Annotated in this window: 14 protein-coding genes; 10 read left to right on the forward strand and 4 right to left on the reverse strand. The window is 59.4% G+C overall.

Going from position 1 to position 23,182, the window contains the following annotated elements; genetic code table 11:
* The first annotated feature begins 23 nt into the window (after window positions 1-23).
* From tssK to ACR0AI_RS06800, 5 genes are all read left to right on the forward strand, one after another.
* The gene (tssK, locus tag ACR0AI_RS06780) at window positions 24-1,364 is read left to right on the forward strand and encodes a type VI secretion system baseplate subunit TssK (protein WP_170378397.1); all 1,341 of its coding nucleotides are present in this window, start codon (window positions 24-26) and stop codon (window positions 1,362-1,364) included.
* Between the two features lie 98 nt (window positions 1,365-1,462).
* A complete protein-coding gene (gene icmH, locus ACR0AI_RS06785) occupies window positions 1,463-2,899 on the forward strand; it encodes a type IVB secretion system protein IcmH/DotU (RefSeq protein WP_480672631.1) in 1,437 nt (478 codons plus the stop codon).
* On the forward strand, window positions 2,899-6,468 hold the full coding sequence (tssM, locus tag ACR0AI_RS06790) for a type VI secretion system membrane subunit TssM (protein WP_480672633.1): 3,570 nt from the start codon (window positions 2,899-2,901) through the stop codon (window positions 6,466-6,468). The genes icmH and tssM overlap by 1 nt, the downstream gene beginning before the upstream one ends.
* A complete protein-coding gene (gene tagF, locus ACR0AI_RS06795) occupies window positions 6,468-7,154 on the forward strand; it encodes a type VI secretion system-associated protein TagF (RefSeq protein ID WP_480672635.1) in 687 nt (228 codons plus the stop codon). The genes tssM and tagF overlap by 1 nt, the downstream gene beginning before the upstream one ends.
* Complete coding sequence (locus ACR0AI_RS06800; RefSeq protein ID WP_480672637.1) at window positions 7,151-7,873, forward strand: PP2C family protein-serine/threonine phosphatase; 723 nt, start codon at window positions 7,151-7,153, stop codon at window positions 7,871-7,873. Before tagF ends, ACR0AI_RS06800 begins: the two co-directional genes overlap by 4 nt.
* Before the next feature lie 2 nt (window positions 7,874-7,875).
* Here ACR0AI_RS06800 and ACR0AI_RS06805 read toward each other — a convergent pair whose 3' ends face one another.
* The 3 genes from ACR0AI_RS06805 to ACR0AI_RS06815 form a co-directional block, all read right to left on the reverse strand.
* Window positions 7,876-9,024 (reverse strand): hypothetical protein, encoded by a 1,149-nt coding sequence (locus ACR0AI_RS06805; RefSeq protein ID WP_480672639.1) that lies wholly within the window; start codon window positions 9,022-9,024, stop codon window positions 7,876-7,878.
* Window positions 9,025-9,131: 107 nt separating this feature from the next.
* Window positions 9,132-11,324, reverse strand: a complete 2,193-nt coding sequence (locus ACR0AI_RS06810; RefSeq protein ID WP_480672641.1) for a serine/threonine protein kinase — start codon at window positions 11,322-11,324, stop codon at window positions 9,132-9,134.
* A gap of 33 nt (window positions 11,325-11,357) precedes the next feature.
* Window positions 11,358-11,930: an OmpA family protein gene (locus ACR0AI_RS06815; protein WP_170549474.1), complete on the reverse strand. Its 573-nt coding sequence runs from the start codon at window positions 11,928-11,930 to the stop codon at window positions 11,358-11,360.
* A gap of 168 nt (window positions 11,931-12,098) precedes the next feature.
* On the opposite strand from ACR0AI_RS06815, the gene ACR0AI_RS06820 reads away from it, so the two are divergent.
* The 4 genes from ACR0AI_RS06820 to ACR0AI_RS06835 all read left to right on the forward strand — a co-directional run bounded on the left by ACR0AI_RS06820 (window position 12,099) and on the right by ACR0AI_RS06835 (window position 20,385).
* Window positions 12,099-12,938 (forward strand): M15 family metallopeptidase, encoded by an 840-nt coding sequence (locus ACR0AI_RS06820; RefSeq protein ID WP_480672644.1) that lies wholly within the window; start codon window positions 12,099-12,101, stop codon window positions 12,936-12,938.
* Between the two features lie 192 nt (window positions 12,939-13,130).
* Window positions 13,131-14,846 carry a ShlB/FhaC/HecB family hemolysin secretion/activation protein gene (locus ACR0AI_RS06825; protein WP_480672646.1) on the forward strand — a complete coding sequence of 572 codons (1,716 nt, stop codon included), beginning with the start codon at window positions 13,131-13,133 and terminating at the stop codon, window positions 14,844-14,846.
* Window positions 14,791-18,432: a two-partner secretion domain-containing protein gene (locus ACR0AI_RS06830; RefSeq protein ID WP_480672648.1), complete on the forward strand. Its 3,642-nt coding sequence runs from the start codon at window positions 14,791-14,793 to the stop codon at window positions 18,430-18,432. Before ACR0AI_RS06825 ends, ACR0AI_RS06830 begins: the two co-directional genes overlap by 56 nt.
* Before the next feature lie 21 nt (window positions 18,433-18,453).
* Entirely contained in the window at window positions 18,454-20,385 is a 1,932-nt protein-coding gene (locus ACR0AI_RS06835; protein WP_480672650.1) for a caspase family protein, read from the forward strand.
* 2 nt (window positions 20,386-20,387) lie between these two features.
* Here the strand turns inward: ACR0AI_RS06835 and ACR0AI_RS06840 are convergent, their stop codons facing one another.
* Window positions 20,388-21,443 carry an OmpA family protein gene (locus ACR0AI_RS06840; protein ID WP_170666634.1) on the reverse strand — a complete coding sequence of 352 codons (1,056 nt, stop codon included), beginning with the start codon at window positions 21,441-21,443 and terminating at the stop codon, window positions 20,388-20,390.
* A gap of 121 nt (window positions 21,444-21,564) precedes the next feature.
* Between ACR0AI_RS06840 and ACR0AI_RS06845 the strand changes: the two genes are divergently transcribed.
* Window positions 21,565-23,070: a caspase family protein gene (locus ACR0AI_RS06845; RefSeq protein ID WP_480672653.1), complete on the forward strand. Its 1,506-nt coding sequence runs from the start codon at window positions 21,565-21,567 to the stop codon at window positions 23,068-23,070.
* The last annotated feature ends 112 nt before the right edge of the window (window positions 23,071-23,182 follow it).

A 23,182-nucleotide genomic window follows, 5' to 3' on the forward strand; every position in this document is an offset into this window, starting at 1 on the left:
GTAAGAACAAGGGAGGGCAGCCATTGTCCTGGGACAGCAAGGTGCTTTGGACCGAAGGGTTGTTTCTGCAGCCCCATCACTTCCAGCAGGCGGATCGGTATACCGAGGCGCTGGTGGCTGGTCTCGCACGCCGGGTCACGCCTTATGCGTGGGGTGTCAGTGCGTTAGAGATCGATGATGAAGTGCTCAAGGTCGGTCAGTTTGCCTTGAAATCCTGCTCGGGGCTGACGCCGGACGGACAGGTATTTCGCGTGCCTCAGGCCGAAGATCACCCGCCCGCTCTGGAAGTGCCCGAGACGATCAAGGATTGTGTCGTCTACCTGACGGTTCCCCAACGGCGGCAGGGTGCCTCAGAGGTGGATCTGAGCGGGGCCGAACAATCGGTCAGCCGTCTGCGCCCGGCCGAGCAGGAAATCACCGATGTGATGAGCCAGCAGAAAAAGCCTGTCACGTTGGGTGTGGGCAAACTACGCTTGCAGTTCGCGCTGGAAGTGGATGATTTGGCGGATAAATTAGCGATCCCGATTGCCAAGATCATCGAAGTGCGTCCGGACAAAGAGATCATTTTGGATCGCGGTTTCATCCCATCTGTGCTGGACGTGCGCGCCGCCGCTGCGCTGGCCGGTTTCATGAATGAGCTTGAGGGGATGCTGTCGCACCGCATGCAGGCCTTAGCAGGGCGTCTTTCGGATGGCGGGCCAGCCAAAGGGGCTGCCGAGATTTCGGACTTCCTGCTGTTGATGACCATCAACCGCAACCTGCCTTTGGTGCGCCATTTCGCTAATATCGAGAACGTGCATCCCGAACATGTCTACCGTGTCTGTGCCGCGCTCGCCGGTGAGCTGGCGACCTTCATGAGCACCGAGAAAGAGGCCGTGCAGTTCCCGGCCTATCAGCATGACGACCTGACCGCCTCGTTCGCGCCGGTCATTCGGACCTTGCGACAGTATCTGAGTTCCGTGTTGGAGCAGACAGCGGTCTCGATCCCGCTGGAGGCGCGGAAATATGGTATCAGCGTGGGCGTGATCGCCGACCGCAAGCTGATCGGCAATGCCGGTTTCGTGCTGGCCGTGAACGCAGATATCCCAGCCGAGGACGTGCGTCGCCACTTCGCCGGGCAGGCCAAAACCGGCCCGGTTGAGGAAATCCGTCAGTTGGTGAACTCAGCGCTTCCCGGTATCACGCTGCGCCCGTTGCCCGTCGCTCCGCGGCAGATCCCTTATCACTCCGGTGTCGTCTATTTCGAACTGGACGCCGCCAGCCCATACTGGGGCAAGATGACCACCTCGGGTGGGATCGCGGTTCATGTGTCGGGGCAATATCCGGGGCTTGAGATGGAGCTGTGGGCGATCCGCAATCAATAAGAGTGAACGTGATCACTGGCGGCGCCAAAACAATTTGATAGGGCTTGATATGTGGGTCACACTCGTGACGCGGAAGCCTTAGGGGAACAGGTCAAAGAATGTCCGACAAAGATCCATTTGCCGAACCGGACGACACCGACAAGACGGTCATTCGCCCCAATCCCGGTGGGCGACGTCAGGCGGGTGGCATGCCGCAACAGCCGGCTCCGCAGCAACCGGCCGGATATCCCGATCCGATGCAGGTGCCACAGCCCGAGCCCATGGCACAACCGGCGCAGGGCGGCGCGGGATACGGGGTGCCTCAACCCCAGACGCCTCAATCCCGGCCTGCCTCGGGCGGGGAAGAGGTCGCCACTACCGGTATGAACCGGCTGAACGCCTGCGCTGCATCGCTGTTTTCGTTGATCAGCCGTATTCGCAACCGTGCGCAGCATATGGATCCGGACAAGCTGCGCCAAAGCGTTGTGGCCGAGGTGCGCGCGTTTGAAAATGCCGCTTTGCAGGCAGGCATTGCGGCGCAGACCGTCAAGATCGCACGCTATGCTTTGTGTGCGACTTTGGACGACGTTGTTTTGAATACACCGTGGGGTGGCCAATCCAGTTGGGCGACCCAGTCGCTCGTCGGCACCTTCCACCGAGAGACCGTCGGCGGTGATCGCTTCTATGACCTGCTGGCACGTCTCGAACAGGACCCCGCCAACAATATTGAGCTGCTGGAATTCGTCTACATGTGCCTTTCGCTTGGGTTCGAGGGGCGTTTGCGCGTCGAACAGGGCGGCGCGGACAAGCATATGCAGATCCGTCAGGGTCTGGCGCGGATCATTCGCGCACAGCGTGGTGACGTGGAACGGGACCTCGCCCCGCATTGGGAAGGGGTCGATAAACCCTACCGCGCCCTCAGCCTTTGGAAGCCGGTCTGGATCGCTGTTGGCGTGACCGCTCTGCTGCTACTGATCGAATTTGGCGGGTTGTCTTATCTGCTGTCCAACAAGACGGAAAACCTTGTGGGACAAATGTCGGTGATTGATGCTGGCCGGGTGACAGAGCTGCAGCGCCGCGCCCCGCCGCCTCCTCCGCCACCGCCGCAAGCTCAGCCGCAGGTCGAAAAGGTCGTTGCTTTCCTGCAGCCCGAGATCGACGAAGGGCTGGTTGAGGTCTTTGAGAAGGGCAACACGCTGATTATCCGGATCAAGGGATCGGGCATGTTCGGGTCGGGTTCGGATCACCTACAGGACAAATTCAAGGAGCCGGTGCGCCGCGTGGCTGTGGCGTTGGACGGCGAACCCGGAGGGGTCATCGTGACTGGGCACTCAGACAATGTGCCGATCCGCTCATCGCGCTTCCCGTCCAACCTCGCTTTGTCTCTGGCACGGGCCAAATCGGTGATGAACCAGATGGCGGGTGAGATTTCCGATCCCGACCGCCTAAGTGCCGAAGGCCGTGCCGATAGCGAACCGATTGCCGACAACTCGACCCGCGAAGGTCGGGCGACGAACCGCCGGATTGAAGTCCTGCTGGTTCAGGAGGAGAACTGATGATCCGCCGCGTTCTAAGATATGTTTTCATGTCGATCTATACCGTGCTGTTCTTCACGGCGACGGTTCTGGCCGGATGTCTGTATTACTTCGGCCCGTGGATCGGCTCGGATGAGTGGCGGCCGCTGGACGGGGTCGGGACGCGCCTGATCTGGTGCGGGGTGATCTATCTGGTCTTTTTCCTGATAGGTCTGACCATTTTCCTGTTGCGCCGACGTCGCGAAAAGAAGCTGACGGAGGAGATCACTGAATCCGTCGCCGATGGCGGCGACATGATCGATAGCGAGATTTCCGAGCTTCGCGGCAAACTGAAAACCGCGATGGCGGCTTTGCGCAAGTCAAAGAACGGGCGGCGCCATCTGAATGAGCTGCCCTGGTACGTCATGATCGGCCCTCCGGGGGCTGGCAAAACGACGGCGATTGTGAACTCGGGCCTGAACTTCCCCTTGGCCGATGAGCTGGGCAAGACCGCGATTGGCGGTGTCGGCGGTACGCGGAACTGTGACTGGTGGTTCACCGAGAACGCCGTTCTGATCGACACGGCCGGGCGTTACACGACGCAGGAAAGCGATGCCGAGGTCGACAATGCGGCTTGGATCGGGTTCCTGAACCTGCTCAAGAAATACCGCAAAAGGCAGCCGATCAATGGTGCGATGATTGCGATTTCGCTGTCTGATCTTTCCTTGCAGGATGAGGTCACGCAAAAGGAACACGCAAAGGCCGTCCGCCGCAGGCTGGAAGAGCTGCGTGAAAAATTGGGCGTGCGGTTCCCGGTTTATATCCTGTTCACCAAGGCCGACCTGATCGCAGGTTTTGCCGAATTCCACGACAATCTGGGCAAAGAAGATCGCGAGCAGGTTTGGGGCTTTACACTGCCATTGGACAAATCGCGCAGCGAACAGTCGCCGGTCGCGGCTTTTGACGAGGAATTCGCCCTGCTTCTGGGTCGTCTGAATTCGCAGTCGTTGGAGCGGATGCAGACCGAGACAGACCCGCAGCGCCGCGCGCTGATTGCAGGGTTCCCGATGCAGGTCGCCTCGGTTCGCAAAGTGGCGCATGAGTTCCTGACCGAGGTGTTTCAGGACAGCCGTTATCAGCACCGCCACATGTTGCGTGGGGTCTATTTCACCTCTGGCACGCAAGAAGGCACGCCTATTGACCGTCTGATGCTGGGCATGGCGCGGACCTTTGGGATTGGCCGTCAGGCCATCGGCTCGGGGCAGGGGTCGGGTCGGTCCTATTTCCTGACGCGCCTGTTCGATCAGGTGATCTTCCGCGAGGCTGGGCTGGTCAGCGCCGATGACAAGGTGGAAAAGCGCTACAAGATCACCAAATGGGCCTCGATTGCCGCGACTATTATTGCCGCCGTCACGGTCGGAGCCTTGCTGGTGCGCAGCTTCATGGGCAATACCGATCTGATCGCCGAGGCGCAGGAGGGTGTGTCCGCTTATCAAGCCGCCGCTGCGACTTTGCCGCCCAGCCCCGTTGGAGACACCGATCTGGTTCCGGTCGTGCAAGCGCTCAACACGCTGCGCGATCTGCCGGCCAACCCGACTCTATCGGATCCTGAGCCTGAAACACGTTTGACCTACGGCCTCTATCAGGGCGACGTGATCGGCACACAGGCGGCGCAAACCTACCGCGCCGCGTTGAACCAACGCCTGTTGCCGCGTCTTCTTCTGCGTCTGGAAGAGCAGATGAGCGCCAATATCAACAACCCCGATGTGCTCTATGAGGCGCTTAAGGTCTATCTGATGCTGGGCCTACAGGGGCCGATGAACCAGGATTTGGTCAAGGAATGGATGAACATTGATTGGAGCGTGTCCTTCCCCGGCCCATCGCGTGAGGAATTCCGTGCGGATCTGAACGATCACCTCGACGCCATGCTGAGCCAGCCGATGCAAGAGATCGCCCTGAATGGTCCAATGGTGGATCAGATTCAGGGTATCCTGTCGGAACTCCCACTGGCGCAGCGTGTCTATAACGGCATCGTCTCCAGCCCCGCGGCCACAGCGCTGCCGGAGTGGCGCATCACCGAAGTGGGCGGCCCCGCTGTTGGTCGCGTTCTGGTGCGGTCCTCCGGGAAACCTCTGAACGACGGGATTGAAGGTATTTTCACCTATGATGGCTTCAATAACGTCTTCCTTGGTGAGGCGATTGGCGTCGCCAAACGCGTGCAGAAGGAAAGCTGGGTTCTGGGACCCCGAGGTGAGGCTGAACAGACCGAGCAGGCTCTTGCTGCCCTCAGCCGTGATGTTCTGGACCTCTATTACAACGACTACATCGCGCGCTATGATGCGATGCTGGGCGATATCGACATCGTGCCGATGGAAAGCCTCAGCCACGCGGTTGAGGTCACGAATGTGCTGTCAGGCCCGACTTCGCCTATCGTGAATGTCCTGAATTCGATCTCGGATGAGACGAAATTGACCGAAAACCGGTCAATTCTATCGGGTAATGATGCGATCAGCGAAGGCGTTTCCGGCGCTGCGGCGATTGAGTTGCAGTCGGCTACCTCAGCCCAAACGCAGATCTTGTTGGAAGCCTTGGCCAAAACCAGTGGTGTCAATGCCGGCGAACCCGTGCAAGCGCCGGGGCAGTATGTCGAGGATCGCTTCGATTGGTTGCATCAGCTGGTTGAACGGCAAGAGGGGCAACCTTCGCAGCTGGACATGCTGATGGGGTCGCTTACGAGCGTGTATCAGGAGCTGAACAAAATGTCGTTCAGCGGAGTCTCGGGTGGCGAAACCGGGCAGGCTCTGCAGCAGTTCCAGCAAGAGGCCGCCCGTATTCCCGGTCCGATGGAACGCTGGGCCCTGCAGATCATCGATGGCTCGTCCGGGATCACCTCGGATAGCACCCGCTCGTCCATCAACGCACGGTGGCAATCGACGGTTCTGCCATTCTGCGAGCAGGTTGTCGGGGATCGCTATCCGTTCAACCGCCGCTCGGGTGCGGATGTTGCGATGGGTGACTTTGGCAAGTTGTTCGGTCCGCAAGGTCTGATCGACTCGTTCTTCAACGAAAACCTCGCCAAACATGTGGATATGCGCACGCGGCCATGGTCGTGGAAATCCGGGGTTAATGCGACCGATCTGGGCATCAGCCAGGCGGTTCTGACACAGTTCCAGAACGCCGCCGAGATCAAAGAGGCGTTCTTTGCCGCAGGTCCGCAACCGCAAATCCAGTTCCAGATCATGCCCGAGGCGCTGGACCCAAAGGCCAAAGGCGTCAAGCTTGAGATTGATGGTCAAGTGCTGGAGTTCAAACACCGCGGTGGGCTGCCCTCACCCCTCGCTGTGACATGGCCGGGCTCGGTTGGGCTGGCGCGCGTCAGCTTTGAGCCGGAAAAGCGCAATATTGAAAGCGTTCTGTCCAAGGACGGCCCCTGGGCTTGGTTCCGCCTGCTGGACGCGGCCGAGGTAAGGCGCACCAATGTGTCTGACCGCAAGAAGGTGATCTTCAATGTCGGTGGGCGCATCGCAATCTTTCAGTTGCAGTCAGGTTCGGTCATCAACCCCTTCGCTTTGCCCGCGCTGCAGAAATTCAGCTGCCCCAAGTCGTTCTGATGCAGACTGGCGGGTTTGGTGTATTCGGCAAGATGCCCTCGGTCGGAGACTTCTTCCGACTTGGGGTGTCGCAGGCGTTTGTACAGCCGTGGGATGAGTGGATTCAGCGCAGCATGTTGGCTGCGTCAGAAGCTTTGGGTGAGGCATGGGATTCCCACTACATGTCTGCTCCGATCTGGCGGTTTTGCCTGTCTCCGGGGCTGGCTGGCCCGCAAAAGATGCTGGGGGTTCTGATGCCTTCGGTGGATCGGGTCGGAAGGCGGTTTCCTTTGACCTTGGTTGCCGAGGTCTCGAACGAAGGGTCTGCTGCGTTGGCGCATTTCCGGGCAGCTGAGGTCTACCGACAGCTTGAAGACTTGGCGCTTGCCGCGCTCGAGGATGACATGACCCGCGACAAACTGGCCGAGGGTTTGGCCACTTTGCCAGCTCCAACGCAGCAGCCGACAGCGCCTGTGCGTGCACATGGCAACACGATGGTTCTGACCCGCGGGGAAGTCTCCGACAGCTTGTTGCCTGATCTGGCGGCGGGCTTGATGTCGCAAAGATATCTCACCCCAAGCGTTTGGAGCACTGAAATCGGCGGCGTCCCCCGAATGATGATCTGTGAAGGTTTACCGGATGGGGCAAACATGCAAGGCTTGTTCAACCTACACGCCGCATTGTGGACCGAGGCACGACCAATATGAATTCAAGTCACCGCGTTCGGTACAGCGCACGCAGCCATGTGGGCCTAAGGCGTAAGGTCAACGAAGACGCGGTACTGGCGCTGCCCGAAGAAAGCCTCTGGTTGGTAGCTGACGGGATGGGCGGGCATGACGCGGGAGACTATGCCAGCCGATTGGTCGCAGACATGGTTGCCGCAATCCCGCCCGGTTTGGCTCCGGCTGATCGGTTGACCGCATTGCGGGACGCAATCCAGCGCGCCCATGCCGTGATCCGGCAAGAGGCAGATGCCCGAGGTGGCGGCACGATTGGTACGACGGTTGCGTGCATGATGTTGGCCAATGGGCACTTTGTCGGGCTTTGGGCTGGGGACAGCCGAATTTATCTACTGCGTGAGGGCAAGATCCAGATGCTTAGCACCGATCACTCGGTCGTGGCGGATCTGGTTCTGGCCGGACAGATGAGCTGGGACGAGGCAGAGCAGCACCCTCAATCCAATGCGATCACGCGGGCCGTGGGCGTTGGGGATGTTCTCGAACTGGACAAGATTCGGGGCGAGGTTCAGTCCGGCGACCGTTTTCTGATCTGCTCAGACGGTCTAAGCAAATACGCGACCTTCCCGATGCTGGAGAAAGCGCTATCGGATATGCCGATCGAGACGGTCTCGGATCAGTTGATACAGGTCGCGTTGGATGGCGGCGGGGCCGACAATATCACCGTGGTGGTGGTCGATATTCTGTAGCTTTAGAATACCGAAGGTAGAGTCGGCACGGGTGGCGGCGAAGGTAGTTGCATGCCTGAAAGACTGTCGCGAATTGACCCGATGTCGAAATTGCAGGTATCGCAGGGGCCGAACGGTACGCCCGGCAAGGATTTTCCAAGTTTCGCCAAGGACTGCAGCGTCGGCAGAACGGGCACTGCTGGCGGCTGAACGCTCATGGACATGGCCAGATTTACAGCTCCGCTTTGGGCGGCTTGGGCACCTTGGGTAATATCTTCAATTTCGGGCAGCGCATCCAATTGCATTTGCAGCGCCTGCATCTCTAGCGGAACAGGCACGTTCAACCGCGCTATATAGCTGAGCATGGCGTCGATCCGCGCAATTCCGCCCGGTGTCAGGGCGTCAGAACCGAATGCTTCCTCAATTGTGGCAAGGTCTTGCAGCTGGTCGGCCAGTTCCTGCAACTCGTCCAGCGAGACGGGAAGATTGGGCACGGGCACCGTTGCAAGACCCGCCAACTGGTTCATAAGGGCCGACATCATGTTAGGGTCGGATATTGGAGGCAACCCGAGCGTTTCCGGGGCCGAGGCAGCGGGCGCAAGCAGCGCCAACTGCTTTGCCAGATCGACCTTCGGCAAGGGCAATGCGAAAGGCGGCATTGTAATCCGCGGTAGCGACGCAGCGAGATTCAAAGCCGCTGAGCAGGTCCCGCGTGACCCTCCTGCATCACCCACCTGCATTTCGGCCTCATAGGAATAGTCCAACCCGGCCAAAGCCATAGGGCAGACTCCCTGAGCGCGCAGGGCCAAGGTCATTCTGGCCGCCAGTACGATGTTCTGAAACTGTGGGCTGCTCATCTTCGGCATGGCCTGCGCTTGTGGCAGAACCGTTGCGGCGAGGCTCAGGACAGCCTGCTGAATCTCAGCCAGCAGCGCGCGGGGATTAGCCAGCGGAAACCCGGACACCGCCAGACTCATCATCATCGATATCGCTCCGCCCCCATCACCGGGCAGGATCGCAGGCAAGGCGATATTCGGGGCTTTCGCGTTCATCGTCGCGTTGAGGTACATGTCCGGCGTCATCGCCGGAAGCATCGCGTTCAGTTTCAGATCGGCCCTGGCCTGGCCGCTGGTCGTTCCCTGCAAACCTAGAAGCGTCAATAGCTTCATCATCTGTGGTGGCACAGCCTGCACTGACAGGTTCGCAGTCGTCGGAAGACTGGGCAACGTCGCAACATTGGCTTGGCAGAAACAGGGCATGGTTTTACGTCAACCCAACTCTATTGTTCCAAGGTCGTCAGAATACGACTGTCCAAGGACAGGATCTGCGTCTCGACGTTTCTGTCCTGCTCACGGAGCGCCTCCGCGTAACCCGCAGCCGACTCAGCCGTCGGTCGTATAGTGCTGAACAGTTGATTGTCAGTATGCAGAACGATCACCTTGCTTTTCCCCAGCGCGGTGTCATCGACCTGAAAGGCGATGCCGCCATTGTCCTGGCTTTCATCAATCGAATAGGCCACACGGACAGAAACCGGCCCGGATTCTCCGTCGCGCAGAGAGGCAATATCGTTGTCTTGGCGGGTGACGTTGGGCAACAGATGGAACACATTGCCGGACACATCCAAGACCGAGACGGATAGAAACCCATCCTTAACATCATCGGGCAGGTCGACATCGATGACCGGGTTTTGCCCGACAATAAAGTCTCCGGTCGGATTGGGCGCGTTGCCTTGCTCTCCGTTGAAGAACGCAATCGAGATATCGCTGGTGGGTGCCGAGGGAAGGAAGTTCTCGATCAGACACAGGGTCGGGTTCAGCAGCGTGACCTGCTCAAGATCGATAGGGCGTGAACCCGCGAGGGCTGTCAGCGCAGTGTCCAACCCGACCAAACTGTCCCTTGACGCCAGCGTTCCGCCGACTTTGATCGGCGTTTCGGGGCCGTAGCCCGTGCTGGGCGCGTCGATCAGTTTCAACGCGCCGCAATCGGCCAGACCCGACAGGATGGGTCGGACCTCATCCGCGGACAGGAACAGCGACTCCAGCTCGATATCTGCGGTGCCTTGCAGCCCAGCGGGTAGACCGGCGGAGTAAAGTTGCTCTAGCTCGGCATGCAGGGCCTGATCGGTGGTTTGTCCGGTCAGTCGGGCCTCATTGCCTTCGACCACGAAACGCCACTCATCCAGATCCATGGCGGCGTCGATGACGCCAGTCACCGCTGTTCCCCAGGTGTCGGAAATGTCGCCCGAGGCCAATGTGAGATCAACGTCGCCCCCTTCGGATGTGATCTCGCCGGTCATGGCGTCCCGCACGGTCTCGGACGGAACAAAGCCAACGGCACGCGGAGCCTGACCGGGGCGTTTATCAGCCACCAGAGTATAGGGCGATACGGTCGGGTATTGCGGCGCAAGGAAGCTGTCAAACAGCCCGCCGAAATAGCCGCCGGCACCAATGCCAACGACCGCAAGCACGCCAACTGCGGCAACTAAGCCTCCGCGCGAGGATTTGGCAGGCTCAGCCTTGGCAGGGGTGGCCTTGGGTTTCGGGTCCGGCGTCGTAACCGGGGCGACAGATGGCGCAGCAGCTGGGGCCGCGCGCGGGGCGATCACGGTCGCATCGTCCAGATTGTCTTGGGGCGCAGCCGATCCGTTCCGGGCTGCAGCCAAGGCGCGAAGAACATCTCCGGCGCTCTGGTACCGATCGTCCGGGTTCGGAGCCGTCATCTTGTCGAGGATCGACTTCAGCGGTTCCGGCACGTCCTGAGTGTTCAGCGGCTCTTTCTTGTTTTCGACCACTTCCAACAGGTTGCGCCCGGCATCGGCCTTTTGCCCCCGAAAATTGGCCAGCAGCAAGGCACCCAATGAATAGATGTCGGTGCGCTGATCGGTTTTGCCGGAAAGCTGCTCGGGCGCGGCATAGGCGTATTTCCCGGCAAACTCTCCGCCCACTATGGTCTCGGCCCCGGGGTTCGTATCCTTGGCGATGCCGAAGTCAATAATCACGGCCTGGGCCGGGTCGCCATCGCGCAGAATGATATTGTCGGGGCTCAGATCGCGGTGGACGATATTGCGGGCATGGGCGGCCTCTAGCCCCTCGCACACCCTTTTACAAACTGTCAGCACATCGCTTGCCGGCATAGGCCCGGTTTTGAGCTTCTGGTCGAGGCCTGGCCCGTCCACATAGTCCATCACCAGATAGACATGCCCGTCGGCGGTTCGGTTGTTTTCAGAATAGCGAACAACCGCGTCGTGGCGGATGTCGCGGATTTCTTCCTCGCGGGTCAGCAGGACCAGATAGTCATCATTGCTGGAAAACTCCGCTTTCAGAACTTTCAAAGCGGCAAGCCGCCCCGAAATCTCGGAGCGGGCTCGATAGACGTCAGAAGTACCGCCCCGCCCAAGTATCGCTTCGATCCGATAAGTATTGTTCACCAGATCGCCCGGCTGAAACAGGTCGCCTGCGCGGGAGTCCGTCATGCTGTCCTCGGTTTAGTTAGAGTGGTGGTGTAATCAGCCGAGGGCCTGGAATTCAACGCGACGGTTTTCGTCGGCGCGCGGATTGTCCTTGTTCAGAGGTTCAGCCTCGCCAACGCCCAGTACTTCGAGCCGCTGTTCCGAGATACCGCAATCGCCGACGAGGAAGCGCTTGACCTCTTTGGCGCGCAGCAGCGACAGGTTCTGGTTGTATTCAGCCGAGCCTGCACTGTCGGTATGACCGATGATCTGGAAGACGTTCACATCCACGTTCTTCATGGCCTGACACAGCGACGAAAGCTTTGGCTTTTCATCCTCGCGCAGCGCGGCCGACGCGAAATCGAAACGGATTTGGATATTGACCTGATCCTCGCTTGCGACCGGCTGGTATTCGGTCGGTGCGGCAGCGACAGTGGTTTCAGCTTCGGCCTCAGCCGTTTCGCCGGAATTCGACGGCACGATGACAAGACCGCGCGTCTTTTGCTTGTTGAACGCGTCGGTGATTTCGTCTGCCGTCAACTCGCCTGACTGCGCCAGAGCAAACTGAGCGGTACACAGGACGGCAAATGCCGAGGCCCCGATGAACTTCCATGATGCAAATGCGGACATAACCCTAACCTTTCCGTGTTTGAGGGGGAGATTAGCCCCCCACCAGACGACCGACAATGAAGAATGTCACACAAGCGCTCGACATTTTTAGGGCAATGGCGTGACATCATGCGCCCAGCCTTTTAAGTTCATCTTATAAGGTGGCAGAATACAGGAAACATCAGGCAAATGCGCATCGTTCCGGCGATCATTCTGGGAGTGGCCATCATACTGGCTCCGATCATCTGGTACGTCTTTCCTTTGGTCGTCCCACTTGACGAGAATTTCGAAGGTCCCGCCATCGACTCAGGCGCCCGGATCGAGATTGAGATGCTCAGCCAGCAGCTGGATGATATGCGCGAACAGGTCGAACGGCTTTCGCTTGAGGTGTCACGCACCCAGAATGGTGCCGGGGTCGTCCCGCAAGACAATTCGGCGGCGGATGACTATGGGTTTGACCGCTCGTCGCCCAATGAGATCATTGACGCTTATGCGCAGGTCGTCCTGATCGCCAACCGCAACAAGGTGAACCGGGAGTTGGACTTGGCCGGGTCGTCGTTTTTGCGCGAAACATTCGGCCTGCCGCGTGAGGACTTGACGGATGAATGCCAGTCGATGACCAATCCTCGCCTTGAAGAGCTATTGGTGCTGGAAGAAGTCGGGCCGGTTCGGGTGCGGATGTTAAAACCTGCGGTTGAATCGCTTCGCACGGTTTTCGAGAACATTCAGCGTACTGACCCCGACCTTTACGCGCGTATCAATACGGCCGGGTCATTGTGTGTGCGTCGTATTCGCGGGGCGACGTCTTCGGCTTCGGCCCATGCTTACGGTCTTGCGGTCGATCTGAATATCGACGGAGTTCTGGATACGCTGGGCGACGGAAAAACCCAGTTGGGCCTGACCATTCTGGCCGATTTCTTCCGCGAGGAAGGCTGGGTCTGGGGTGCTGCCTGGGGCCGTGAGGACTCGATGCATTTCGAGGTCAGCCGCAACAAGATCGAAGAGTGGCTTGAGGCCGGGCTGCTCTGACCGCGCTTCTTATGCGGTTTGTGAAGTCTGTCACAGACGTGATGGGCAACAAGGTAAATAAAGCGTTATCTATTCCAAAGGGGGCTGCGGAATGATCAGAACGACCTTGCCATGGTCCCTTGGATGGGATTTTCTTGATACGTTTCTGGCTCATTGGTTCGGGCCGGTGTGGGTAAAGGGTGTTTGTCTGACATGACGCGGATCTGTCGTTTTTTGGTTTTGGCTTCCTGCGTCGTGATCGCGTCGACTGTTTTCTCCAAAGTGGCGCAGGCGCAGAGCGCGTCGAACCTCGCCCCATCCACCTTTCAGCCTCAGAACCAACGCAGCACCGGGCCTGTGACCGTAGCGCGCGATCCGGGCGCGCCGGTGCCCGAAGGCGCAGACAGGCTGTTTGTGACCGTTGGCCAGGTGCGGATCGAAGATGGTCTGCCCCAGATGGAAGCGGCAAATGCGGCTTTCATTGAGCGCCTGACCGGCAAGCGCGTGGCTGTGTCCGAGATTTTTGCCGCCACCAACCGATTGGAAAGCGCTTATACCAATGCTGGTTTTGTCCTGAGCCGGGTGGTCCTGCCGCAGCAGACCCTGCGAGATGGGGGTACGTTACGCATCGTCGTGATCGATGGGTTCATCGAACGCATTGATGCCGAGAAAGTGCCTCAGCAGGCGCGTGAGCGGGTGGTGATGATCACCAAACCTCTAATCGGCAAACGGGGCATCAAACTGCAACAGATCGAACGTGCGCTTTTGCTGGCCGGGGATACGTTTGGCGTGCGGCTGGCCTCGACCCTGTCGGCGGGCGATGCGCGGGGCGGTACCATTCTGACGCTGGATGGTGAGTTCAAAGAAATCACCGGCTCTTACGGCTTTGACAATACACTTTCGGATGAGCTTGGCCCGGGCAACCTGAACCTGGGCCTTGAGGTCAACGGCGCGCTGGAGATGGGGGAGACCTTCTATTTCCGCGTCGGCGGTTCACCCAAACGGTTCTTCTCAAGCGATGCGCAGTACCGGATTGCGGCAGCGGGGACGGTTTTTCCGATCGGTTACGATGGGATGACATTCAACGCCGAATACACCCTGAGTGAGGCGCAGCCGGATGCGGAACTGGTGCCAAACACCAGTAAATTCGAACGCTTTTCCCTGCGGCTTTATTATCCTTGGGTGCGCACGCGGCGTCACAATCTGTCGTCGCAACTGATCCTGGACCGGATCAGCGACTCGCAGGATTTGATTGCCAGCTCAGGGTCGCTACCGGTTTACGACGACGATCTCAGTGTCTTGCGGGCCACACTGGATGCAAGCTGGACCTATGACAATGGCGCGTTTCTGTCTGCCGGGGCTGTTCTGTCGCGCGGGCTGGATGCATTCGGTGCCAGTACCTCGGTCGGGGCGGGGGATACCCCTTTGTCACGGCAAGGTGCCAGCGCGCAATTCACCAAGCTTGTGCTGTCGGCGCAGTATCAGCGCCCGTTGAATGCCAATTGGTCCGTGAGCGTGAATGGCCGGATTCAATCCAGCTTTGGCGATCCGCTGGTCACGTCGGAACAGTTCAGTGTTGCCAGCTCCAGCGAGCTATCGACCTTCGACGCGGGCGACCTGCGCGGAGATGACGGCTGGGTCGCTCGGGCCGAGCTTGGCCGGTCACAACAGACGCAAGTGGCCGGCTTTCCGATCCTTTTCAAGCCCTATGTTTTTGGGGCTTACGGCGTGTTAGGTTTAGAACAACCCACTGTTCTGGAACAAGGCACAACCCGGGCATATGCCTACGGTTTGGGCTTTGATGTGTTTACGATTGAGGACTCGACCTATCGGTCCGGGTCAGTACGAGTGGAATATGGGAGGGGGGAACGTGATGACCTCGGGGAAGATGGAAACCGGTTCAGCATCACTGCCAGCCGCCGCTTCTGATGGTAGCGCAGCCATGACAGTCTCACGCCGCATTCTTCTGTCGGCCTCGGCCGTGCTGTGGGGCACGACCGCGCTGGCGCAATCCCTACCGACCGGAGGGACGGTGGCTGCGGGTGATGTCGCGATCAGCCAACCCAACGGCAATCAGTTGAACATCACGCAGGGGTCGAATGCGGCCATCGTGAATTGGAACGGGTTTTCGATTGGCTCCGGCTCGACCGTGAATATCAATCAGCCGGGCGCGAAAAGCGTAATCCTGAACCGGGTCACCGGGAATACGACCAGTCAGATCCATGGTCAGCTGAACGCCAACGGTCAGGTGCATCTGGTCAACCCGAACGGCATTTTCATCGGCCCGAACGGCCATGTAAACACCGGCGGGTTCGTTGCCTCAACCCTGAGCATCTCGGACGATGACTTTCTGAACGGCCGCTATCACTATAACGGCAACGGGGCCTCCGCCGGGGTCGAGAATGCGGGCACGATTCAGGTTGTGCCCGGTGGCTATGCGGCCCTGATCGGAGGCAAAGTGTCAAACTCGGGTGTGATCCGTGTGCCAATGGGCAAAGTGGGACTTGGCGCAGGTGAGCAAGTAACGCTCGACGTTTCCGGTGATGGGTTTCTACAGGTTGCAGTTCCCTCGAACAGCGATGACGCCGCGATGGAGGCTCTGGTCACCAATTCGGGCCGCATCGAGGCGGATGGCGGTGTCGTTCACCTCAAGGCCGCGAGCGCCCGTGATGCGGCGCGCCGGGTCGTGAATATGTCTGGAGTGATCGAGGCACGCTCGGTCGGTGGTGTGTCCGGAGCAGTTGTTCTGGGCGGCAGCGGCGGGGCCGTACAGGTGACGGGCCGCATTGATACCTCGGCGCGGGTTACGTTGGTCGAGGCCTCTCCGCGTCCTGTGGCCCGCGATCAGAACGGTGGGTCGATCACGATTACCGGTGAAGCTATCGAACTGGCCGGAGCGGCCCTGAGCGCTGACGGTGCAGGAGCAGGACGGGGTGGAGAGATCCGTGTTGGCGGTGACCTGCAAGGGGGCGGCGATCTGCAACGGGCCAGCACCACGCTGGTCGACAGCGCAACGGTAATCAGCGCCAATGGCGGAGATCAGGGTAATGGCGGCCTGATCATCGTCTGGTCGGACGACTATACATCTTTCTCGGGCTTCAACTCGGCCCGTGGGGGCGATCTGGCCGGTGATGGTGGTTTCGTCGAAGTGTCGGGCAAGCTGGCCCTGAATTACGATGGCCTGACCGATACACGGGCACCGTTTGGCGCATATGGCACGCTGCTGCTAGACCCCACGAACATCACCGTTTCTGATACAGCGACAGGTCCGGGTTCAGTCACTCCGGGTACAATTGAATCGAACCTTGGTTTCGGCAACGTCACTCTGACGACCGCGGGAAGCGGCACTCTCCAACCGAACGGAGACCCGATCGACCTTGGGGGCGACGATTCCCAGGTTGGCACAATCACCGTCGACGATCCGATCACGTGGGGCAACGGCTCTCGGTTAACGCTGCTTGCCAATGATTCGATCACAATCAACGCTGCGATCACCGCGACAAGCGGCGAGTTAGAACTGAACGCCGCCACAACGATTGGTACCGGCGCTGGGGGTACAATCAACGTCGACACCTTTACGCTTACGAATGGTGCCTGGTCACAGGTAAGTTCGACGCTCCCGAGTTTCTCGGCGGGAACGCTCGATATTGCGTCCGGCGCAACATTCACCCGTGCGCTCGGTGGCACTGGCGCCGCCGGTTCGCCATTTCTGCTGACGGATGTGTTTGGCCTTCAAGGCATTTCGGACGGCAACAACTACGCCTTGGCTAATCCTATCAGTGCCGCGCCACTCAGTTCGTTCGATCCAATCGACTTTGCGGGTGGCACACTTGAAGGCAACGGCTTTTCGATAAACGGCCTCACCATTTCGACCAGTTCGTTCGGCGGACTGTTCAACAATCTTGACGGCAACGTTCAAAACCTGCGCATCAACGGGGCCAGCGTTTCCTCTGGGGGCGGTGGTATCTTAGCGGGCACAAACGGCGGCACAATTTCTGGCGTTTCGGTATCCGGAAGCTTTTCCAGCAGTGACGAACAGGCTGGAGGTCTTGTTGGTTTCAACGATGGCACAATCATCGACAGTTTCTCGACAGCCAGTGTGACCGTCGCCACGACCGAGGCCAACCTAGTAGTCGCGGGCGGTTTGGTCGGCGAAAACAACGGAACCATCACTCGGTCTCACGCTACAGGAACCGTCAGTGGTTCTACGGCTGGTGATTTTTCCGTTGGTGGTCTGGTGGGTGACAACAACGGCCTTGTTCAGGATTCCTATGCAACCGGAAGTGTCTCAGGCACCAACCAGAGTTCAGCGCCCGGAGACTCAGCGACGCTCGGAGGCCTCGTGGGCTTCAACAATGGCGGCACAGTTGCCCGAAGCTATTCAACGGGCGGTGCCAGTTTTTCAGGCCCGAATACACCCACACTTGGTGGGCTAGTCGGTTCAAACTCTGGATCTGTTTCAGGTTCCTTCTGGAACACCGATACCTCCGGTCTGGCCACCAGCGCCGGGGGCACGGCACTCACCACCGCACAGCTTCAGGATACGGTTGGGTTCTTTAACCTTGCGTCGGCTCAAGGGTGGGACTTTACCAACACGTGGGCGCCTGGAGCGAGCGGGTCAGAAGGCGGGACAAACCCACTGCACTACACGACCTCACCGGTCCTGTTCGTGGTACCTGACACGCTTCTCATCCCCGAAGGTGAGGCTGAAACGACGACCGGCACGGGTACAATTTCTGGTGGCCCGTCTGTCTTTCGGTTCGGGCCGTCGGGTGACTCGCTGGACACGTCCCCGATCTTTGAGACTTTGACGTTTGCCAGCACCGAGAACGGGACCACGACTTATACCGTGGATACCAGCTCACTCCTGAGTATCTCGGAGGTGTTCTATACCGTTTCCGCGCTACCAGGCACGGCAATCATCGGGAACACGGTCATTCCGACCCCGCCGACCCCAACTATTGAGATTACCCCGACTGTGGATACGACCATCACTGGCGGCGGAGGTGGCGGCGGTGGTACCACGACCACAACGACAACCGAAGCAGAAGCGGCGCTTGGTACGGTCGAGAATGCGTCGCAGGATTTTGACGAGGTCATCTCTTCCTGTGCGGAACAGGGCAATAATGTCAGCGCCTATCTGGCCTGTATTGCCGATGCGATGGACGAATATGCCTCGGACCTCGATGCGATCGTGCAGGGTTTGCCGCCGGGTCTGGAATCGGTGGGCGATATCATCCGTGGCGCAAGTGCCGGTATTCGTGCAGCGGGCGAGGATGCGAACCGTCGTCTGGCACTTGCCACCACCGCTGAGGAGCGGGAGACGATCCGCCGCGAGGCCGTGCAGGAAGCGCGCCGTCAGATCCGTCAGGCGCAGCGTGAAATTCGCAAGGCGATCACATTGATACGAGCAACCGACCCCGAGCTTGTCAGTATCCAGAACCAGCAGGTAGATACAATCGTGGCAGCTGTTGGTCAGGCCGAGATTGGCCTGTCGCGCGCCATCGGTCTTTAACCCCATGGAGGCTCTGCGCCCATGTTCCTGATCCGTCTTTGTGCGGCCATGCTTTTGACCCTGTTCAGCGCGCTCGCGGCGCTGGCCGACAAACGCGTGGCGCTGATCATTGGGAACTCGGACTACCAGACGGTCGGGGCGCTCGACAATCCGATCAACGATGCCTCGGATCTGGCCATCGCGCTTGAGGGGCTGGGGTTCGACGTGTTCCTGGGCACCGATCTGACACGGAATGAGATGCTGTCTCTGGCTGAATCCTATGGCGCGACGGCTGCGGATTCTGATGTCTCGCTGCTGTTTTATGCAGGCCACGGGTTTCAGGTGGACGGGCGCAACTATCTGGTTCCGGTCGATGCTAATCTGACCAGTGCCGCGGATATTCCGGAGCAGACCGTGGCTATGGAGGAGTTTGTCTCACGGATGGAGCGGTCCGACGGCATTCGATTGGTGTTTCTGGACGCGTGCCGCGACAACCCGTTCGAAGATGGTGTGCTGAGCGTTGACGAAGGGCTGGCCCGTGTCGGCAGCGCCGCCGATTTCCTATTCGCATACGCCACGCAGCCCGACAACGTGGCCTTCGACGGCACCGGGCGGAACAGTTTTTTCACCGAAGCACTTCTAAGCCATATTTACACGCCGGGACAGGATATCTCGGACCTGCTGATCTCGGTTCGCAAGGATGTTCTGGCTGCGACCGGCGGGCGGCAGATTCCGTGGGACAACTCCTCGCTGACGCAGCAATTCCGGTTTGACAACAGCCCGGTCACAGCATCCGAAGAGACATTGTTGTGGCAGGTGGCGGCCAATGCGCAGGATGCCTCTCTGATGCAGCTCTATATCGACCGCTACCCACAGGGCGCGCATGCCACTGAGGTTTTTGCGTTTCTGGATGAGGCCGGGCAGGGCGGCACCCAGACCCGCGCGCTGAGCGTCGAAGACCAGGACGAACAGGCCGAGCGTCTTTGGAAGCTGGCTCAACGCAGCCGGATGCGGCCTCTGCTAGAATTCTACCTAGAGCAATACCCCGATGGCAGCCATGCCGCACAGGCGCAGCGGCTAATCGCCTCGATCCCGCGGCCCGAGGACAGCACGCCGGGCGGCATTTGTGAGCGGCTCGCGACCCATCCCCGCGACCGGACGGCCAGCATCACGGGCGTTCCTTTCAGCCGGTTGCAGGAAAACGCGCTGACGGCCATTCAGGCGTGTAGCGCGGCTGCGGCGCAGTCGCCGGATCTGTCTCACTACGTGGCGCTGTTGGCGCGGGCGACGATTGCTGCGGGGGATGTGGAGCGTGCCGTGACCCTCTACAAACAGGCTGCTGCCGAAGGGGATTTGCGGGCGATGGTGTCCTTGGCGCAACTGCACGAAAGCGGCACCGGCGTCCCTCAGGACATGGGCACAGCGCTGGACCTGTACGAGCGCGCGGCGGCAGGGGGCAGCGCCGATGCCATGATAAACCTCGCCGTTACGCTGTTTGAAGGTCAGATCGTTCCTAAAGATGACGCGCGCGCTGTCGCACTTTTACAGCAGGCCGCCGAGGGTGGGTCGGCCAAGGCGACCTTCAATCTTGGTGTGCTGGCGCAAGATGGTGCCGCCGGTGAGCCCGAACAGGCATTGGGCTACTTCCAGAAAGCGGCGCGCGATGGCGAATATCAGGGCTATCTGGCGGCAGCGATCCTTCTGGATGAAGGGCGCGGCGTGCCTCGTGATCCGTTGGAGGCCGCGCGGATGCTTCTGCGCGGAGCGGCTGAGGATAACGGAGCGATCCTGGACCAGCTGTCCCTCGCCTCAGACCAATGGTCGCGCGACACCTTGATGGAGGTTCAACGGCTGCTGCAAAAGGCAGGCTATTACAACAGCACCATCGATGGCGTGCCGGGGCCGAATTTCATATCAGCCCTGCGGCAATGGCGCAGTGGTGGGTTCGACCCGATCATTCTGGCTGAGAACTGAGCCTAGTTGACCGGCACAAACTCAATCCGCCGATTGCGGCGTTTGCCGTCTGCGGTGTCATTCGACACAACCGGGCGGCTTTCGCCATAACCAACCGTCAATAGACGTTCGGGCGCGATCCCCTGATCGACCAAATAGGTGTTGACCGCCTGCGCACGACGTTCGCTGAGAACACGGTTGGCCTCATCCGAGCCATCGCTGTCCGTGTGTCCGCCGATCTCGATCTTCAGGTCCGGGCAACGGTCGACAATGTCATGCAGATTGCTCAGCAGCGGAATCGAGTCATTGGTCAGCCGCGCACTGCCCGAGTTAAAGTAGATATTGCCGGTGCGCGACAGGATCTCCATCCGACCTTCGCAGGCCTCACGATCCAGATCACCCTTTGTCTCTAGCGCGGCAGCCCCCGGCGTGGCCGAGGCGACCTCAAGCTGAGGCGGCGTGCCGGGTTGGGCGCGGTCGAACACGAACCCGAAGCTGACAAAACCGAACGGCAGAATATCAACACCGGCGGCCTCTTCGAGCTTGCCGCGCCCTTCCTCAAGGTTGAAGTCGGGCAGGGCAATCGCAATCGGCGTCGTATTGGCCACAGCCACGCGGTCATTGTCGACCAAAGTGATAGCCACCTGCGCCACGCTGTCCTTTTTCACCCCATGCAGGGACAGGCTATAGGGCAGGTCGATGATCTTGTGCCGGGTCTGGTGCAGATCAACCAGCTGCTCGGGCGGCAATTGGGCGGTGATCACAGCCTCGGGGAAGTTGAAGGTTTCAAAAAACAGGAACCGCATGCGCACGTTCCGCAGGTCAATCTTGGTATCAACGCTGTCCATCTGAACCCGGATATCAGCGCCACCTTCGGGGCTGATCACGCCCGTCAGGGTTGCAAAGCCGCTGTTTTCGGCAATCGCGTTCTTCTTGACCGAAAGAAACTGCAGTTCCGAGGCTTCGGCGTCCAGTTTCCAGCCATGCTCAAAAGGATCGGCGCTTTGACCCCACGCCGTGTTTGCAAACACCAGTGCTGTCATCGCAAACGCATTTCGCACCAAGTTTAAACGCGGCATGTGTGAACCTCTTCCTAGTCTTGATACTATAATTGGGATATTTCAGGCCACGGCCATAAGAAAGCCAAAAAATAATATCAGAGTGTTTCCGGGCTGAGTGGTGCCCAAGGGGTCACGGACCATGAGACCAGAAAAAGGCAAAGAACCAAAGGTGCAACGCGTATTCAGAACCCTTTTTGCGATGATCGCAATGCTCTGGACCAGTTCGGCCTGGGCCGAGCCGCGAATCGCGCTGGTGGTTGGAAATTCCGACTATGGTTCGGTCTCGGCCCTAGACAATCCAATCAACGATGCGCGGCTGATGGCGGAAAAGCTCACTGTGCTCGGGTTCGAGGTGCGTCACCTGTCCGACAGCACCCAGATCGAAATGAAGCGCGCCATTGCCCAGTTCGGACGCGATCTGCGCAAGGGCGGCGAAACCGCCGTGGGCCTGTTTTACTACGCGGGTCACGGGGTTCAGTCTTTCGGTTCGAACTACTTGCTGCCCGTGGACGTGTCGCTGTCCGATCCGGCCGATCTGGATCTTATGGCGGTTGAGGCTCGTTCGGTCCTGCATCAAATGGCCTCGGCCAACAACAAAACGAATATCGTCATTCTGGACGCCTGCCGGAACAACCCGTTCGAGGATCTGGCAGATATGGATGACAACGGTCTGGCCGAGATGAAAGCCCCGACCGGCACTTTTCTCGCCTATGCCACCGATCCCGGCGGCGTTGCGTTGGATGGCGAAACCGGCAACAGCCCGTTCACGCTGAGCCTTGCGCAACATATCGACACGCCCGGCATGGCGATCGAGCAATTGTTCAAGAAGGTGCGCGTGGATGTTCTCAGCGAAACGCGGGGGCTGCAAACGCCTTGGGATACCTCGTCCTTGACGCAGGATTTCGCCTTTGCACGTGCGAATGAAACACTGATCGCGAAACCGGAGCAAACCGAAGAAGAACAGTGGCAGGAAGCCGTGAACAGCCGTGACCCGGTGAAGATCATGCTGTTTCAGCGGGCCTATCCAGACAGTGTTCATGCATCGCAGGCCAATGATCTGCTGCAGACGATTTTGGCCGAGTCCTTTGGAACTCTGCCCACGCCCACGCCATCGCAAGAGGCCCCGGAAGCGACCGAGACGGACCGTCTGATGTACGAATTGGCGCAGGTGGACGATTCGATCCATTCCTATGAGGTTTACCTGCACAGCTTCCCAAGCGGTGCCTTTGCGGATCAGGCGGTCGAACGACTGGCGGCCCTGCAGTTGGAAAGCGAGACCGTGACTCGCAAGGCGGAACCCAATGTCGAAGCGCCCGAGGCGCAGAATTCGGGCAGCATCGACGCCGGAGCAGCGGTCACCATGAAATCCATCCTAACGTTCGGCAACACCCATGTCCGGGGCAAGTCGATCGAGGAACTGGTCGCAGGCTCACCTCAGTTCCCGCCGATTGACGGGTTGCCGGATGAATTGTGGAAAGATCAGAATTGTTCGAGTTGCCACCAGTGGACGCATGAGGCCCTGTGCGATCAGGCTCAGACCTATGTCAAACGTCCAGCGGCAGGCAACGTGGCCAAGCAGCATCCGTTTGGCGGTGGTTTGAAGGTCAACCTACGCCGGTGGGCGATGGGCGGCTGTCAGGGATAAGTCTGCCCTAAAGTCTAGATCAGCGACCGGGCGTGGTAGCGCGGCCCTTTGGGCGGAATTTCTAATGCAAGTTGGGAAAGCTAGTCATCCAAATGGAAAACCTCTTGTGAGT

Source organism: Ruegeria sp. BG3 (assembly GCF_056538485.1).